The sequence below is a fragment of the Salinispora pacifica CNR114 genome (assembly GCF_000514775.1).
In the GTDB taxonomy this organism is placed as follows: Bacteria; Actinomycetota; Actinomycetes; order Mycobacteriales; family Micromonosporaceae; genus Micromonospora; species Micromonospora pacifica.
This window is the reverse complement of record NZ_AZWO01000065.1, coordinates 1-15,797: the sequence shown is the minus strand read 5'-3', so window position 1 is coordinate 15,797 and position 15,797 is coordinate 1. Positions and strand designations below refer to the sequence as shown.

Genomic DNA, 15,797 nt, shown 5'->3' with positions numbered 1-15,797 from the left:
GCGTCGGCGACCATGGCCGCCCAGGCGGCGTTGTCGAGCGCGCCGGTGGTGTCGAGGAAGGCCAGGATCCGGGCGCCGTCGGCGAAGCGTGCCACTGCCGGCATCATCGTGACGAAGCCGACCAGGACAGCGCAGGAGGCGTGCATGTTGTCCGCGTCGAGCAGTTCTTGGACGTGGGCACGGAGTAGCTGGTAGGCGGCTCTGCGGTCGCCGCGCCGGAACAGCGCCTGGGCACGCACGGACTGGTTCGGTGAGTGGGTGCGTGCCGGCAGCGGCACGTCGATCGCCTGGTCGAACAACGTGTCCGCGGCGGCCCGTCGACCTTGGAAGGCGGCGGAGAAGCCGAGCAGCGTCAGCGTCCAGTGCAGCAGGGTGGGTGGGCCGTGGCTGCGGAACCGGTCGACGAGCGGGGTGAGCTGGGCTTCTCCGCGTGCGTACTGTCCCTGAAAGACCAACGCTACGCCGAGGTCGACCTCGACCTGCGCGGCGAGATCATCGGCGCCGAGCCGGCGCAGCTCGGCCAGCGCTGGCGGCGCCGTGTGTATCTGCGCGGCGTAGTCGTCGTGGACGTTGGCCCGCAGGTGCCGGGCTACCGGGTCGTCCGGTTCGCAGTGCTGCCGGACCAGGGCGTCGAACCCGGCTGGATCCTGACGGACGTGATAGCGGGACGCGGCAGCGATCAGGCTGGCCACGTCCCGCGGCCGGTCCTCGGCCGGTGCCTGTTCGAGGAGGCGTTGCGCCCACTGCCCGATTTCGTGCCGGGGCGAATTCGAGCAGTCGTCGCAACGGTGACGAGCGTCAGGGTGCCAGAGCAGTATGGAAGACGTCGGCTGGGGTGCGCCAGTTGAGGGTCTTGCGGGGCCGGTTGTTGAGGCGTTGCTCAACGGCGCGGAGGCCGGCCGCGGTGTGCTGCGATAGGTCCGTGCGCTTGGGGAAGTACTGGCGCAGTAGGCCATTGGTGTTCTCGTTCGTGCCACGCTGCCATGGGCAGCCGGGATGGGCGAAGAACACCCCGTCCCGCAGCAGCGGTGCAATCTGCTGGTGGTGGGCCATCTCCGCGCCCTGATCCCAGGTCAGAGTGAGGCGCGCGGCCTCGGGAAGTCCCGCCAGTACGGTGAGGAGTGCGTCGCGGACGGATTCGGCGGTGCGGTCGACGGGCAGGTGCACTAGCCGCAGGTATCGACTGGTGCGGTCGACCAGGATAGCGATGGCGGACTGGTTCTGCCGACCGACGATGAGGTCTCCCTCCCAGTCACCGATCCGGGTGCGGTGCGTGGCGGCAGCCGGCCGATGCTCGATCAACAGTGCGGGAGCCACGAAGCGGCAGCGGCGCTGATCGGCTCGACGGCGCCGCTTCCTCAGCGGCCGGCCAGTGCGAAGTCGGCGAGTGAGCTGGCGGCTGAGTCCACCTCTGCCGCCGCGGTAGAGCGCCTGGTAGATCGTCTCGTGGCAGACGTTCCACGAGGGCTGGTCGGGATAGGCCTGCCGAAGCCACGCGGCAATCTGTTGCGGGCTCCAATCCTCTTCCAGCTTGGTCTGAACAACGGCCCGCAGACCGATGTCGGCGAGTAGCCGGCCTCCCCGCGGGCGCCGAGCCCGCTGCCGGGCCCGCGCGTGCGCCAGATCGCCGTCAGAGACGCCCTGGTCATGCGGACGGGTGTTACGCCTGACAACGCCGCAACTCCCGACTCACTGTCGACGGCGCCCGGCCCAACTGCTCAGCGATCGCCCTGATCGTCAGGCCCTGCCTGCGCAGGGTGGCGATCCGTTGCCGTTCCAACAGCGACAGGTACCTGCCAGACCAGACGCCCTCAGCCAATCGGGCCGGCGGCACACCACCCACTCTCGGCACGCCACCGATAGCCGGTCTTGCGACCGATCCCCACAATGCCGCAAGCCTCGAACGTACCCATGCCTGACTGCAGCAGCCGCCAGTACTCCGTTTCCAGCTCGAGCCGGCGCTTCCGCCCTCTTGGTCAAGATGGTGTGAGACACCCTGTGTGAGTGGGGTGGCGGGCCTGCTGAGGGCGGGGATCGGAGATCCTTGTGTACGTGTCCACTTCATCTGGCAAGCAGCCGGCGTCCGGCGACGGGGTTGATCCGGCGCCGAAGCCGTCGCGGCGGGTTTTCAGCCCGGAGTACAACTTGCGATGGTCGCCGAGTACGAGAACGCCGCGAACGGGGAGAAAGGCGCGATCCTGCGACGGGAAGGTTTGTACCTCTCGCGCATCATCGAGTGGACACGGGCTCGGGATGCCGGGCAACTCGGACAGGTAGGGTCTCCGGTCACGGGTTCCGGTGCTGCGGCGGGGTCGCGGGTGAAGAAGTCCGCGGAGCAGGTGGAGTTGGAGAAGCTGCGCCGGCAGAACGAGAAGCTGCAGGCGGATCTGAAGAAGACCCGTATGGCGTTGGACATCATGGGAAAAGCGCACGCGCTCTTGGAAGAACTCTCCGAGAGCGCGGACAACGACAACCCGCCGAAGAGATCCTGACTGCCGTGTTCGGCGAGTTACGCGGCGCGGATATCTCGGTGCAGCGGGCGTGCGAGTTGACCGGGACCTCGCGGGCGACTTACTACCGGCGGGCGAAGCCGGTCGGTCCACGGCACGGGCCGTGGCTGCCTCGGACCCCGCCACCGCAGGCACTCAGCCCGGCCGAATGCGGCCGGGTGCTGGCGGTGCTGAACTCGCCGGTCTACGCCGACCTGGCGATCCCGCAGGTCTGGGCGAGGGAACTGGATGCGGGCCGCTACCATTGCTCGATATCCACGATGTATCGTATCGCCCGTGCGGCCGGGCAGAGCCGGGAACGACGCCGACTGGCGGCCCATCCACCCCGGGTACGTCCGGAACTGGTCGCGACGGGGCCGGGTCAGGTGTGGTCCTGGGACATCACCGCGTTGAAAGGACCTGTCAAAGGCCTCTGGTACCGGTGCTACGTCGTTATCGACATCTACTCGCGCTATGTTGTCGGCTGGCTCGTCGCGGCCGGGGAGGACGCGTTCGTGGCCCGCGACTTCCTGGCCGATGCGATCAGCCGTAACGGGGTCGAGCCGCACACCATCCACGCCGACCGTGGCGGCGCCATGGTGTCGAAGCCGGTATCGCAGATGCTCGTCGACCTCGGTGTCCTACGGTCGCATTCCCGACCTCGGACCTCGAATGACAACCCGTATTCCGAAGCCCAGTTCAAAACCATGAAGTATGTGCCGGACTTCCCGGAAAAGTTCGGGTCCCTCGCTGACGCGAAAGCTTTCTGCGACGGCTTCTTCACCGCCTACAACCATGAACACCGACATTCCGGGATCGGCTGGCACACCCCGGCGTCGGTGCACTACGGCACCGCCGAGCAGATCCGTGAGCAACGGCAGGACACCCTCGACGCGGCCCACGCCGCCCACCCGGACCGGTTCAACCGCAGGCCCCGCGCACCGAAACTGCCCGACCACGCCTGGATCAACAAGCCAATCCAGCAGGAACCAACCGTCTCAGTTTGACTTGACAACTACCGCCGTCCTCGTCGTCCCATCAACACGCCCCACATGATCAGGTGTGTTGCGACAAGTACTGGAACCCGCCCGGAACCACAGGGTCAGTTTTCAGGCGGAGCCGACAGGGGACGAGAGCCGTGACGACTCATCCACTCAGTGAGCGCGGGGAAGACCCCCGCGCGTGCGGGGACGAGGCACACGATCCCGCCATCCGCGCCCAGCCACCAGGAAGACCCCCGCGCGTGCGGGGACGAGAAGACGGTATGGGCTGGGCTGACGGTGACCCGCGGAAGACCCCCGCGCGTGCGGGGACGAGCTATCCAACGTCTCCGGCATCATCCGGCGCCCGGAAGACCCCGCGCGTGCGGGGACGAGGCAGGCGTACCGCCCACACCAGACGGGTCGGAGGGAAGACCCCCGCGCGTGCGGGGACGAGTGCACAGGTCCTGCACCGGCCTGCTGGACGAGCGGAAGACCCCCGCGCGTGCGGGGACGAGGTCGAGATGGCCAGGGTCTAGACGGCCGCTGGCGGAAGACCCCGCGCGTGCGGGGACGAGCAAGAGAAGATGCAGCTCGGCGCGTCCCTGAGCGGAAGACCCCCGCGCGTGCGGGGACGAGAACCCGTCGCCGTCGCTTTCCATGTTGGATAGGGGAAGACCCCCGCGCGTGCGGGGACGAGCTGGCACACCCGGCAGTGCCCGACCCGGTGGCGGGGAAGACCCTCGCGCGTGCGGGGACGAGGCCGGCAGGGTCCCCAACTCGCGGTCTGGCAGAGGAAGACCCCCGCGCGTGCGGGGACGAGTCCGGGCCGCGATTGCGGGAGCGGCCGGCGCGTGGAAGACCCCCGCGCGTGCGGGGACGAGCGGGCCGTCGCGCTTGGATCGGAACGGGGCGACGGAAGATCCCCGCGCGTGCGGGGACGAGGGAGGGTGGGGCCGTCTGCTGTCACATGGTGGGGGAAGACCCCCGCGCGTGCGGGGACGAGACGCTGGAGGGGATCCAGCCGGTACCGCCGGCCGGAAGACCCCCGCGCGTGCGGGGACGAGCGGATCGATGGCGACCTGCACATCTGACCCGAGGGAAGACCCCCGCGCGTGCGGGGACGAGGGCGCGAAGCAGCGCGGGCAGCTCGCTGGCGCGGGAAGACCCCCGCGCGTGCGGGGACGAGGCATCGCAGTACACCCCCGATGACATGTACGAGGGAAGACCCCCGCGCGTGCGGGGACGAGGCGGGGATCGTGGACGGTCCACGAATGCCCGCAGGAAGACCCCCGCGCGTGCGGGGACGAGCCTTGATGACCTGCGACTTTGTTGGCGCTCTTGGTGATTTTAGATCGGTTCGATCGTAGCTGGCGGACACCGATTCGTGGGGGCTGTGGCTGGCTACCTTTTCGGGAGGTAGGTGGCCGTCAGGAGTCGGCTGGCCCGGCGAGCCGGCCGCGGAGGTTGCGGCGCCGAGGACGCCCATCAGATGTGGGCGGTTGAAGGCGGTGTTGACAGGTTGTCGGTTGCTGGTCAATGCGGAATGTCGGAGGTGATCGCTAGCGTCTGATGGGTGAGTTTGGCGAGCCATCCCGCTCTCGGGGTTATGTGGGGTAAGTCCAGTGCCGAAGGCAGCATGAACCTGCTGCTCCAGCATCTGTTTGATGCAGCGGCGGTGGGTGAGTGCCTGTGGGATCACTATCTCGCACCATCGGTGCGGGACAGGCTTGATGGTTGTACGGGCGGTCGGGGAAGGGCGTTTCTGGCTTTGCTGTGTGGGGTTCACGATGTCGGAAAGGCGACACCTGCTTTTCAGTGCAAGGATGACAGACTCGCCGCGCCGGTTCGGGCGGCGGGGCTGAGTTGGAAGCCGCTGAGTCCGGCGGCCAGGCAGTGGCATCATTCGCGTGCTGGTGCGGTGATCGTTGATCGGGTCTTGACGGATGTGGGTTGGGATTGCAAAGCTGTAGGTCTTGTGTGGCCGATGGTCGCAGGGCATCACGGCACCATCCCCGATGATTCCGACTTGATCAGCCTCAGCCTGTCCCGCGACCAGGGTCAGGGGAGCGCGGAGTGGCATCCCGCTCAGGATGCACTTGTGTACGCTGTCGCCTCGGCGCTGAAGTTGGACCTTGCCGAGTGTGTTCCGTTGACGCTGCCAAGTAGGGCTTTCCAGCTCGCGGTTTCCGGTTTGGTGATCATGGCTGACTGGATTGCTAGCGGGAAGGGGTTTCCTGGGGTCTCGGAGATCTCTGGGGTTTCCATTGAGCGTGCCCGAGTTCGGGCGGCGGATGCGGTGGTCAGGTTGCGGATCAAGGGCGGTTGGTCGCCACGGCCGTATCGTCAGGTGCCTGACCTGGTGTTGGAGCGGTTCAATCGTGTGTCTCGACCTTCACAGCTGGCAGCGATCTCCGTCGCGGAACGGATGCCTGGGCCGGGCTTGATGATCGTCGAAGCCCCGATGGGTGAGGGGAAGACGGAAGGGGCCCTGGCGGCGGTGGAGGTCCTAGCCAGAAGGTTTGGCGCCGACGGTGCTTTCGTGGGGATGCCCACTCAGGCGACGTGTGACCCGATGTATACGAGGCTGCGCAGATGGGCGGATTCGGTGGAGCCGGGTCTTCCGGTGGGGCTGTTGCACGGGAAACGCCGGTTCAACAAGGAGTGGGCCGAGCTTCGGAGTCTCGGCTTCGGTTGCGTCGATGAAGACGGCCAGGACGAGTATGGATGTGAGGACGCCTTTGGTTTGGGGGCCTCTGCCCGGTGGCGGGTAGCGGACTATGTTCCAGCCGACTGGTTTCTTGGCCCTAAACGAGGGCTGTTGATGCCGCTGACCGTTGGCACGATCGACCAACTGTTGCTTGCGGCGACCCGTACCAAGCATGTGATGCTGCGTCATGCGGGACTTGCCGGCCGCGTGGTGGTTCTGGATGAGGTTCACGCGTACGACGTGTACACGTCGCAGTTCCTGTTCGAGGCCTTGCGCTGGCTCGCGGACGCGGGCATACCGACGATCTTACTGTCCGCCACCCTTCCAGCCGGAATGCGAGCGAACCTCGTTCAGGCGTGGGTGCAGGGAGCTACTGGACGCCGTCAGGTCGCCATCGACGATCCGAGTCCGGGCGAGGGATATCCCGTCGTCCGGTCGGTGACGGTCGTAAATGGTCGTACGACGATAGATGCGCTGACCGCTTCGTCGTGGCGGCACTCCGAGAAGATCAGCGTCGAAGTCTTGGATCCTGGTTTGGCGGTAGCCACGGAGGTGGGCTCGGCTGACGATGATCCTGCGGTGGCCGCGCTGCTGCGCGACCGTCTCGCCGAGGGCGGCTGCGCGCTGGTCATCCGCAACACAGTCGCCCGAGCGCAGCAGACATACCAAGAACTCGAAAAGGTGTTCGGCAGTGACGTGCGGCTGCTGCACGCACGGCTGACTGCGGCAGAGCGCGCCGACCGTAGCGCGAAGGCCCTGCATGCCCTTGGCTGCCCCGATGATCCGGAGACCAAGCGTCCACACCGCATGATCCTCGTTGCCACCAACGTGGCTGAACAGTCCTTCGACGTCGATGCAGACATCCTCGTTACCGACCTGGCTCCCATCGACTTGCTGTTGCAACGCATCGGGCGAGTCCACCGCCATAAGCGGCCGGCAGCCGACCGGCCGGAGCGGGTACGCCGACCGGCAGTCGTCGTGACCGGACTGCGAGTCAGGTCCGGTCTGGCTCCGGTCTTTCCTAGAGGGAGTGAGGCGATCTACTCCCGGTACCCGTTGCTGCGCGCGGCCGCCCTGGTGATCGGATCCTCAGCCGATGGTTGGAGCATCCCGGAGGACGTGCCCCGCCTGGTCCGTCGGGGGTACGGCGACGAGGAAGTCACGCCCGAGACCTGGCGTGCGGCTGTGGACGAGGCCCGCGCCGAATGGATTGATGCTACTTGTAGGCGCCGGTCGCGCGCGGAGCCATTCCTTCTGGCTGGCGCTGACAAGCTGGGACTGGCGACGCTATCCGGGCTGCACGAGCAGGATACCGAGGAACCGCGCACCGACGACGCGGTGTCAGCGGTGGTACGGGACGGACCCGAGTCGGTCGAAGTCGTACTGGTGCGTCGGGACGACGAGGGCTACCTGACCCTCTCGGGTCGGCGGATGGGGGTCAACGGCGAGGCAGTCAGCGACCCCGAGATCGCCAACGAGGTCATCGAGGCGACCCTGCGCTTGCCTGGTGACGACGAACTGGCCGCCGCGGCCAAGGCTGAGCTTCGCCCCCTAGCTGGCTGGGCCACTGACAACTGGCTACGACACGCCCGAGCCCTGGTGCTCGACGCAAGCGGCACCTTCACCCTGTCAGGCCATCAGCTGACCTACGACCACGACCTCGGGCTCCTCTGGCAGAGAGCCCCGAGGCGGCGGCAATGACCCCCGCATGGGCAGGGACAACAATTCGTTTCACCCCCACCGGGTGCTCAGCGAGGGAAGACCCCAGCGTGAGCCGGGCAGCCCAACCCTACAAGATCGTAAACAGCGCCGTGAGTCCATACCTTAAGTATGAGGCTACGTGTCCCACCGTGTACTTAGCGACTTGGCGTAGCTACGATGCATGTGTGGTGAACTCCTCTGTGGATGTCTCGATCCTTGCGTTCCTTGCGGCGGCTTTCGATGCTGGCGCCGTTCTCGTCGAGCCGCGCGACCTGATGCAGCGTTCGGATCGTTCAGCTCACGATGTGAACAGCGCTCTGGCGGCGATGTGCCAGCATCATCCGGAAGTGATTCGGGCCGTCGTCGTCGAAGACCGGGTTGTGGCGGTCACAGGCCTAACCGTGGCTGGCTGGCACCTTGCCACATGCTTGGCAGTGGGTCTGTCTGGTGCGCCGCCTAAGGGGCGGGGTGTGCCTCTGGTTCGAGGGTCAGTTCGCGTCCTGTTTGGGGCTGTGGTCGCGGTGTTCATCCGGGTATTGAGCGATTGTCTGCTTTCAGACGATTGAGTGGCTGTTCTAGAGCGACGCAAAGGGGGGCCCGTGGAGGCATCTTTTAACCTTGTGGATGGGGAGTGGATTCCGGTTGTCGATGAGGGCGGGGCGCGGGAGGTGTCGTTGCGGTGTGCGTTGACCCGCGCGCACGAGTTGAACGGGCTGGCGGTGGACAATCCGCTGGAGATGGCCGCAGTGCTGCGTCAGGTGCTGTTGCCGGTCTATCTGCATGCGTGTGGCAGCCCGACTGATGACCGGGAGTGGGGGCGGCGGTGGACGGCTGGCCGGCTTGATGAGGCGATGGACGACTACCTCAGCGACCACCGTGATCGATTTGACTTGTTCGGGCTGCGTCCGTTTGCCCAGGTCGCCGGGTTACGAACGGCTAAGGATGAGACGAAGCCGGTCTCGCTGCTGATCGCGGCGGCGGCGACGGGTAACAACGTGCCCCTCTTCGCGTCCCGGACGGAGGCGGATCCGCCAGCGTTGACGTGTGCCCAGGCTGCTCGGGCGGTGTTGGCCACGCAGTGTTGGGATACAGCCGCCATCAAGTCAGGGGCGGTCGGTGATCCGAAGGTCAAAGGCGGTAAGACCACGGGTAACCCGACCGGCCCGCTCGGTGGACTCGGGGTGGTCATCCCGGTGGGCCGGAACTTGTTCGAGACCATCTTGCTCAATACTTCGATTCAACCCCAGCCGCGGGAGCACGATCGGCCGCAGTGGGCAGCTGACGAGGACGACGACCGGCCGACCGACCGCTGGCCGGGCGCTGCGGCGTGGTCGCGACGACCGGTAAGGGGAATTCTTGATCTGCTGACCTGGCAGGCACGCCGAATCCGACTGGTTCCGGAGACCGTTGGAGGCGCGACGGTGGTGCGCAGAGTCGTGGTTGCGGCCGGAGACCGTGTTGATCAGCTTCCGGAGTATGAGCCACACACGGCGTGGCGGCGGGTGGACAAACCGAAAGCCGGTGATCCGCCGAATCGACCGGTACGGCATGTCCCTGGTCGGGCTGCATGGCGGGGGCTGGAGCCGCTGCTAGCCACCCGCATGGATGCGGGAGAGTCGGTAACCAGCAGTCAACTCCTTCGGCAGCTCAACATCTTGCGGGCACGTCGGATTGTGGCCCGCGACCTGCCGGTGCAGGTCGTCACGGTTGGTGTTGAGTACGGCAATCAGTCCGCGATCGTTGAGGACGTCATGGCGGACCGGATCCCGCTGCCGGTGGCGGCACTCAATCCCGAAAGTCCCGTTCGGAAGCTGCTGCTGGATGTGGTGGCCGAGGCGGAGGCGTTGCGTAACGCCGGCAACCGTCTGGGTGACGACCTGCGCCAAGCGGTGGGTGGGGACAAGCTTCCGTGGGACAAGGGGCAGCGCGTCGGCGACAGTTTCATTCTCGAGTTCACGCCGCTGGTGGCGCGGACCCTCCGCGAGCTGCAACGCGATTCGCAGGATGTCGAGGGCGCCCAGCAGCGGTGGCGACGGGAGGCTCTCCGGGTGGCTTTCGAGGCAGCCGAGCCGGTGCTCTCGTCGGTGCCGGCAGGTGCATTCCTCGGCCGGATACGGCACGACGGTGTCTCGACCAGCGCGAGTGTGGCGGAGGCCTGGTTCCGCGGAAGCGTACGCAAGATTCTCAACCTTCAACGGGAAGCGATGACGGGAGCTATCTGACGTGGCCGATAGCGAGATCAAGGTCCGGCATTACTGGGAGCGGCACGTTGACGACGAGGGAAAGCCGACCCAGGTGCCCGGCAGTGACCTGGCGGCGTTGCGACGCGGCGCGGGTCGCGATGCCGGGGACGTTCCGGAGATGTGGCGCTACTACACCACTTTGCAGCAGGACGGCCGGCGGAGCTGGCGGCTGGCGGCGGAGCACGCCGCGTTGACTCTCTACGCGGTCCACCAGCAGTCCAAGGTCAAACCGATGCATGCGAGCGGTATCGGGTTGGGCACCGCGATGCGGGCTCTGCGGTTGAACGGCAAGTTCAGTCAGGACGCGGTGGACCGACGGTTCGCCGCTGCCGCGACCGCCACCAGTTTCGATGAGATCTGCCTGCATCTGCGTGGCCTGGTCACTCAGTTGCGCACGATCGACCAGCCGCTGGACTACACCCGTCTATACCACGACCTGGTGCGCTGGCAGAGACCCGAGGAGATCGCCTCAGTCCGGCGTGCCTGGGGCAGCCGATACTTCGCCACGTCCACCAACGGTGAGCCGAAGGACGGTGGGCCAGACCGTCCGACCGCCAAAGGCGGAGCCGACGACAACAACCGGCGTACTCGGACGATCCCCCACCAAAGCAAAGAGTCCGCCACCATCAACGTTTCTCAGGAGTCCGTGTGACCAGTAAAATCTACGTCGACCTGCACGTCATCCAGTCCGTTCCGCCGTCGTGTCTGAACCGCGACGACGCCGGTAGTCCCAAACAGGCCGTGTACGGCGGTGCCCGGCGTGCCCGGGTGTCTTCGCAGGCGTGGAAGCGTGCTACTCGCCTCGCCTTCCGCGACGAACTCGCGATTCCGCAGAACAAACTCGGCGTGCGAACCACGCGGATCTCCAGCCTGTTGGCCGATCGGCTACGGGAACGTACCAAGATTGACGCTGAAGCTGCCGGCCGGCTGAGCACCGCCCTGCTACACGACCTGAAGATCAGCGAGGGGAAAAACGCCGGCGAGACGGCGTACCTGCTCTTCTTCGGCTGGGCACAGCTGGATGCGATCGTGGACCTGGTCGCCGGGCAGGTTGACGAGTTGGTCGCACTCGCGGGCGACGCGCTGGTCAAGACCGTAGCGGACCTACCCGTACGGAAGACCCTCTCCGTTGGGCACCCAATCGACGTCGCACTGTTTGGCCGCATGGTCGCCGACCTGTCCACCCTCAACGTTGAGGCGGCAGCGCAGGTCGCCCATGCCATCTCCACGCATCCCGCGGAAATCGAGTTCGACTACTTCACCGCAGTCGACGACCAACCCCGCCCCGACCGGGAAGACGTCGGGGCCTCGATGATCGGCACGGTCGAGTTCACCTCCGCCACCCTCTACCGGTACGCCACCGTGGGGATGCACCAGCTGCGCGCCAACCTCGGGGGCGACGACGACAAGGCGGTGCAGGCGCTGGGGGCCCTCATCCGAGCATTCGCCAAATCGATGCCGACCGGGCACCAGAACACCTTCGCGCACCGGACAATACCCAACCTGGTCAGTGCCGTCGTGCGTCAGGACCAGCCGGTGAACCTGGTCTCGGCCTTCGAAAGGCCGGTGCGTAGCCAATCCGGCCTGGTCGCAGAGTCCACCGTCCGGCTCGCCAGGGAACTGACCAAGGCCAGCAAGCGGTGGGGAGCCACCCCCGCCTTGGTCGCCACCGAATACGACCGACCGGACGGCAGTAGCCCAGACACCGCCGAGCAGCTTCGTGAGGCGTTCGGGTCGCCGCTGGGACTCGACGAGGTCATCCGGACGGTCGAGACCGACGTGCGGACTCGGCTGCGGGAGATAGCGCCGCGATGACTGCCGAACACACCACTATCTCGGGCTGGTACCTGGTCCTGCGCCTGGCCGGACCACTGCAGTCCTGGGGCGGGCACAGTCAGTTCAACCGCCGTGACACCCAGGCCGAGCCGACCAAAAGCGGCATCATCGGGCTACTCGCCGCAGCCCAGGGCCGCCGCCGTCACGACCCCATCGAGGACCTGCTCGGACTGTCCTTCGGTGTCCGCACCGACCAGCCCGGCTCGATGCTGCGGGACTACCACACCGTCAGCGACCTACGTGGACGACCTCTCCTGTCGGCAACAGTCAACGCCAAAAGGACGCAGAAGACGACCTCACCACCGAAACTCACCCACGTCACCCGGCGCTTCTACCTACAGGACGCGGTGTTCGTCGCCGCCGTCAACGGCCCGCGTGAGCTGCTGGAATCCCTACGCGACGCGCTGTACGGCCCAGCCTTTCCACTCTTTCTTGGCCGGCGAGCCTGTCCACCCACCCAACCACTCCTGCTGTCGCCATCCGACGACAACCCACAAACACTCTGGCCCGGCACCTCCCTGCTCGACGTACTCAGACAGGTGCCCTGGCAAGCCGGCGAAGCACACCGCCGTGACCGCAACGGCCACCGCCGCACCACGCTTCCGGTCACCATCGACGACCCGAGCGGCGACGACATCCGCGCAGACGTACCCGTCACGTTCGATCCTCACCACCGCGACTTCACCTCCCGACGCATCCGACAGGAATGGGTCGTGCTGGACGACGACACGTCAAGCGCACGAGAAGACGGCCATGACCCGTTCGCTTTACTGGGCGGTGACCGATGACCTACCTCTCCCGAATCCGGCTTAACCCGCTACGCACCAAGACACAAAGCTTCCTGCGCAACCGCCAGGCACTACACGCCGTCATCCTGGGCGGGCTGAGTCGACAGCCGGTCACCGAACGCGTCCTATGGCGCCTCGACACGACCAACCGGCACCGGCTCAGCCTGCTCGTCCTCACCGAAACCCGCCCCAGCTGGGAACACCTCGTCGAACAAGCCGGCTGGCCCTCCTCCGACGACCCACAGGCAGTCATCAAGGCGTACCAGCCGCTGCTGAACCAAGTAGCCCGGGGCCGCCAATTCGCATTCCGGCTACACGCCAACCCCGTCAGCACCACCAAGAAGCCAACCCGACCGTCACCCGAGCAGCGCGACCGGCTGACCGCGTCGCTTCGACCACGCGGCGTACGGGTGCCACACCGCACCGCCGCCCACCAACTCGGATGGTTGCGCGACCGGCTCGAACGGTGGGGCTTCCAGCCCTTGACCGGCGACCACGGACCAACCGCGTACCTCGTAGCCCAGGAGCGGCTCAGCTTCGACAAACGCGACGGCGAGAAGTCGCGCCGCGTCACGCTGGAATCAGCCACCTTCGAAGGTCTGATCGAGGTCACTGACCCGCAGACAGCCCAGCGCAGCCTCCTCGACGGAGTAGGCCCCGGCAAGGCATACGGCATGGGACTGATCACCCTCGCCCCACCACACCCCCGTCCAGCTGGAGTCTGACATGTGGTGGCTGGCCGACCCAAAAGACCTACACCGCATCAGCGACCGACTCTCCTCGGTCTACGTTGACCGATGCCATATCGACCGGGACGACAACGCCGTCGTCCTGGTCAACCGCGAACGCACCATCCGGGTACCCGCCGCCATGGTGGCGACCCTGCTTCTCGGACCCGGTACACGAATAACCAACGCCGCCGTACGCCTACTCGCCGACTCCGGCACCGCCATTTGCTGGGTCGGCGAGTATGGCGTCCGCTTCTACGCCAGCGGCCTCGGCCCCAGCCGCAGCGGCGAACTGCTCCTCCGACAGGCATACCTCGTCACCCGTACCAAGGAACGCCTCGCGGTAGCCCGACGCATGTTTGGCATGCGGTTCCCCGGCGAAGATGTCAGCACCGCCACCATGCAACAGCTGCGCGGCCGAGAAGGAGCCCGCGTCAAAAAGATCTACCGGGAACAATCCGCCCGAACTGGCGTTCCGTGGGATGGACGGACCTACAAACCCGGCCAACCATTCGAGGCCGGCGACGACTTCAACCGCCTCCTATCAGCTGCGCACAGCTGCCTCTACGGCATCAGCCACGCGGCGGTCGTCGGACTTGGCGCCAGCCCCGCCCTCGGATTCATCCACACCGGCGGCACCACCTCCTTCGTACTCGACATCGCCGACCTCTACAAAGCTGAGTTCACGATCCCCATCGCGTTCGACCTCGCCGCGAAAGGCCTGACCAGCGAGCGAGACGCCCGCACCGCGTTCCGTGACCGAGTCAGAGATGGCAAACTCATACCCGGATCGTCCGCGACATCAAGAGCCTGCTACTCGAAGACGGCCACGCCTTCACCGACGAAGACCTCCACGAACTGTGGGACGACAAACTTGGCAACGTGCCCGGCGGCATCAACTGGGCCTCCGACTACGCCGACTGCCTCAACGAGCAAGCCTTCATCGCAGTAAGCGGCCCACCAGTCGATGACGAAAAGGTGGACTTTTGACCGTCATCGTCCTTATCGCCACCCAGCAAGGTCTACGCGGCCACCTCACCCGATGGATGATCGAAGTCGCCGCCGGTGTCTTCGTTGGGAACCCCAGCGCTCGCGTCCGCGACCGCCTCTGGAACCTCCTCATCGACCGCGTCAGCGACGGGCAAGCCATCATGGCCGAACCAGCACAAAACGAACAAGGCTGGGCCATCCGCACTACCGGCAGAGACCGATGGCGCCCCGTCGACCTCGACGGATTAATCCTGACAGCCCGAAACTGTCGCTAAAACCCCAGGTCGACAAGGCTCGTCCCCGCACGCGCGGGGGTCTTCCGCGGCCCGCTTTCCCCGACCATCCGGCCGGCGACTCGTCCCCGCACGCGCGGGGGTCTTCCCCCGTCTAGGTCCACCAGGACCAGGTCACAGGGCTCGTCCCCGCACGCGCAGGGGTCTTCCATGTCCAATGCGATACTCATCCCGAGTGCGGTCTCGTGGTCGGCTCCGCCTGAAAATGAGAAAGTGACCCCGTGGGTCCGCCCGAACCACGTGGTCAGTTTTCAGGCGGAGCCGACATCGTGGCGACGGACATCTCGGTGGCGGGGATGGGCATGGTGGAACCCTGATGGTGGGTCTGCCGGCCCCCGTTTACCCCCCGTTACCGTCTTCGTGGCCCCGCAACGGGGCTCCCGGCCTCCGGCGCGGCATGATTGTTCCCCCCTGTAGTTCGCATGATCCGGGGGGTGGTGTCACCGGGCCGGAGGCATCGGTAGACCGCTGATAGAGGCAGGACCACCAGCGTGCTGGGAGGCTCTTCGTAACGTGGATGCCGGCGACTGGTGCCACGCCAATGAGGCCGGGACAGCACGACCGTGTAAGGGATCAGCGTGATCGACACCGGCGATGTGGACGTCTTCCTCGGCTTGGACGTCGGCAAGGGCGAGCACCATGGAACCGCCGTGACCCGAGCTGGCAAGCGAGTCTTCGACAAGCTGTCGACGACGCGCTGAGACTGACCCTCTAGCGGCGGATTGGGACTGACCCCTCCGAGGCTGGAGGGGTGATCGCATTGGAAAACTGGGCTGAGGTCCGTCGGTTGCATCGGGCTGAGGGTGTTCCGATCAAGGAGATTGCGCGTCGGTTGGGTTTGGCGCGTAACACGGTCCGTTCGGCGCTTCGGGCCGAGGCGCCGCCGTCGCGTGAGCGCGGCCCTCGCGGTTCGTGTGTGGATGGGGTCGAGCCGCAGGTCCGGGCGTTGCTCGCGGAGTTCCCGCGGATGCCGGCGACGGTGATCGCTGAGCGGATCGGGTGGACGAAGTCGCTGACGATCCTCAAGGACCGGGTTCGG

At 66.3% G+C, this 15,797-nt stretch carries 12 protein-coding genes, 3 pseudogenes and 1 CRISPR repeat array; of the genes and pseudogenes, 13 read left to right on the top strand and 2 right to left on the bottom strand.

The window, feature by feature from the left end; all coding sequences use genetic code 11:
* Nucleotides 1-764: pseudogene (locus B118_RS29185) on the bottom strand (AfsR/SARP family transcriptional regulator); the annotation flags it as partial.
* 34 nt (nucleotides 765-798) lie between these two features.
* Nucleotides 799-1,913 (bottom strand): annotated as a pseudogene (locus B118_RS29665) (IS30 family transposase).
* Nucleotides 1,914-2,150: 237 nt separating this feature from the next.
* Between B118_RS29665 and B118_RS32250 the strand changes: the two are divergent.
* From B118_RS32250 to B118_RS31210, 13 genes and pseudogenes are all read left to right on the top strand, one after another.
* Nucleotides 2,151-2,492, top strand: coding sequence for a hypothetical protein (locus B118_RS32250; protein ID WP_162173371.1), 342 nt, complete (start codon nucleotides 2,151-2,153; stop codon nucleotides 2,490-2,492).
* Nucleotides 2,493-2,497: 5 nt separating this feature from the next.
* Nucleotides 2,498-3,496 carry an IS3 family transposase gene (locus tag B118_RS0124260; protein WP_028193628.1) on the top strand — a complete coding sequence of 333 codons (999 nt, stop codon included), beginning with the start codon at nucleotides 2,498-2,500 and terminating at the stop codon, nucleotides 3,494-3,496.
* Between the two features lie 160 nt (nucleotides 3,497-3,656).
* A CRISPR array of direct repeats spans nucleotides 3,657-4,780; the repeat unit is 28 nt; unit sequence GGAAGACCCCCGCGCGTGCGGGGACGAG.
* A gap of 265 nt (nucleotides 4,781-5,045) precedes the next feature.
* Nucleotides 5,046-7,880, top strand: a complete 2,835-nt coding sequence (locus B118_RS31220) for a CRISPR-associated endonuclease Cas3'' (RefSeq protein WP_238324147.1) — start codon at nucleotides 5,046-5,048, stop codon at nucleotides 7,878-7,880.
* A gap of 188 nt (nucleotides 7,881-8,068) precedes the next feature.
* The gene (locus B118_RS32030; RefSeq protein WP_155256603.1) at nucleotides 8,069-8,446 is read left to right on the top strand and encodes a hypothetical protein; all 378 of its coding nucleotides are present in this window, start codon (nucleotides 8,069-8,071) and stop codon (nucleotides 8,444-8,446) included.
* 54 nt (nucleotides 8,447-8,500) lie between these two features.
* Nucleotides 8,501-10,102 (top strand): type I-E CRISPR-associated protein Cse1/CasA, encoded by a 1,602-nt coding sequence (casA, locus tag B118_RS0124250; protein WP_080678164.1) that lies wholly within the window; start codon nucleotides 8,501-8,503, stop codon nucleotides 10,100-10,102.
* 1 nt (nucleotide 10,103) lies between these two features.
* On the top strand, nucleotides 10,104-10,775 hold the full coding sequence (casB, locus tag B118_RS0124245) for a type I-E CRISPR-associated protein Cse2/CasB (protein WP_028193625.1): 672 nt from the start codon (nucleotides 10,104-10,106) through the stop codon (nucleotides 10,773-10,775).
* Complete coding sequence (gene cas7e, locus B118_RS0124240; protein WP_028193624.1) at nucleotides 10,772-11,938, top strand: type I-E CRISPR-associated protein Cas7/Cse4/CasC; 1,167 nt, start codon at nucleotides 10,772-10,774, stop codon at nucleotides 11,936-11,938. The genes casB and cas7e overlap by 4 nt, the downstream gene beginning before the upstream one ends.
* Complete coding sequence (gene cas5e, locus B118_RS0124235; RefSeq protein WP_028193623.1) at nucleotides 11,935-12,747, top strand: type I-E CRISPR-associated protein Cas5/CasD; 813 nt, start codon at nucleotides 11,935-11,937, stop codon at nucleotides 12,745-12,747. The genes cas7e and cas5e overlap by 4 nt, the downstream gene beginning before the upstream one ends.
* A complete protein-coding gene (cas6e, locus tag B118_RS29170) occupies nucleotides 12,744-13,472 on the top strand; it encodes a type I-E CRISPR-associated protein Cas6/Cse3/CasE (protein WP_043541990.1) in 729 nt (242 codons plus the stop codon). The genes cas5e and cas6e overlap by 4 nt, the downstream gene beginning before the upstream one ends.
* A gap of 1 nt (nucleotide 13,473) precedes the next feature.
* Nucleotides 13,474-14,465: pseudogene (gene cas1e, locus B118_RS29165) on the top strand (type I-E CRISPR-associated endonuclease Cas1e).
* The gene (gene cas2e / locus B118_RS31215; protein ID WP_080678163.1) at nucleotides 14,462-14,740 is read left to right on the top strand and encodes a type I-E CRISPR-associated endoribonuclease Cas2e; all 279 of its coding nucleotides are present in this window, start codon (nucleotides 14,462-14,464) and stop codon (nucleotides 14,738-14,740) included. Before cas1e ends, cas2e begins: the two are co-directional and overlap by 4 nt.
* 596 nt (nucleotides 14,741-15,336) lie before the next feature.
* On the top strand, nucleotides 15,337-15,459 hold the full coding sequence (locus B118_RS33285; protein WP_272945117.1) for a hypothetical protein: 123 nt from the start codon (nucleotides 15,337-15,339) through the stop codon (nucleotides 15,457-15,459).
* 50 nt (nucleotides 15,460-15,509) lie between these two features.
* Nucleotides 15,510-15,797, top strand: a 288-nt coding sequence (locus B118_RS31210) for a sigma-70 region 4 domain-containing protein (RefSeq protein WP_202902366.1), incomplete at its 3' end; no start/stop codon positions are given.

Coding starts and splice junctions, on each gene's coding strand:
- B118_RS32250 (WP_162173371.1), top strand. CDS start 2,151: ATGGTCGCCGAGTACGAGAACGCCGCGAACGGGGAGAAAGGCGCGATC.
- cas6e (WP_043541990.1), top strand. CDS start 12,744: ATGACCTACCTCTCCCGAATCCGGCTTAACCCGCTACGCACCAAGACA.
- cas5e (WP_028193623.1), top strand. CDS start 11,935: ATGACTGCCGAACACACCACTATCTCGGGCTGGTACCTGGTCCTGCGC.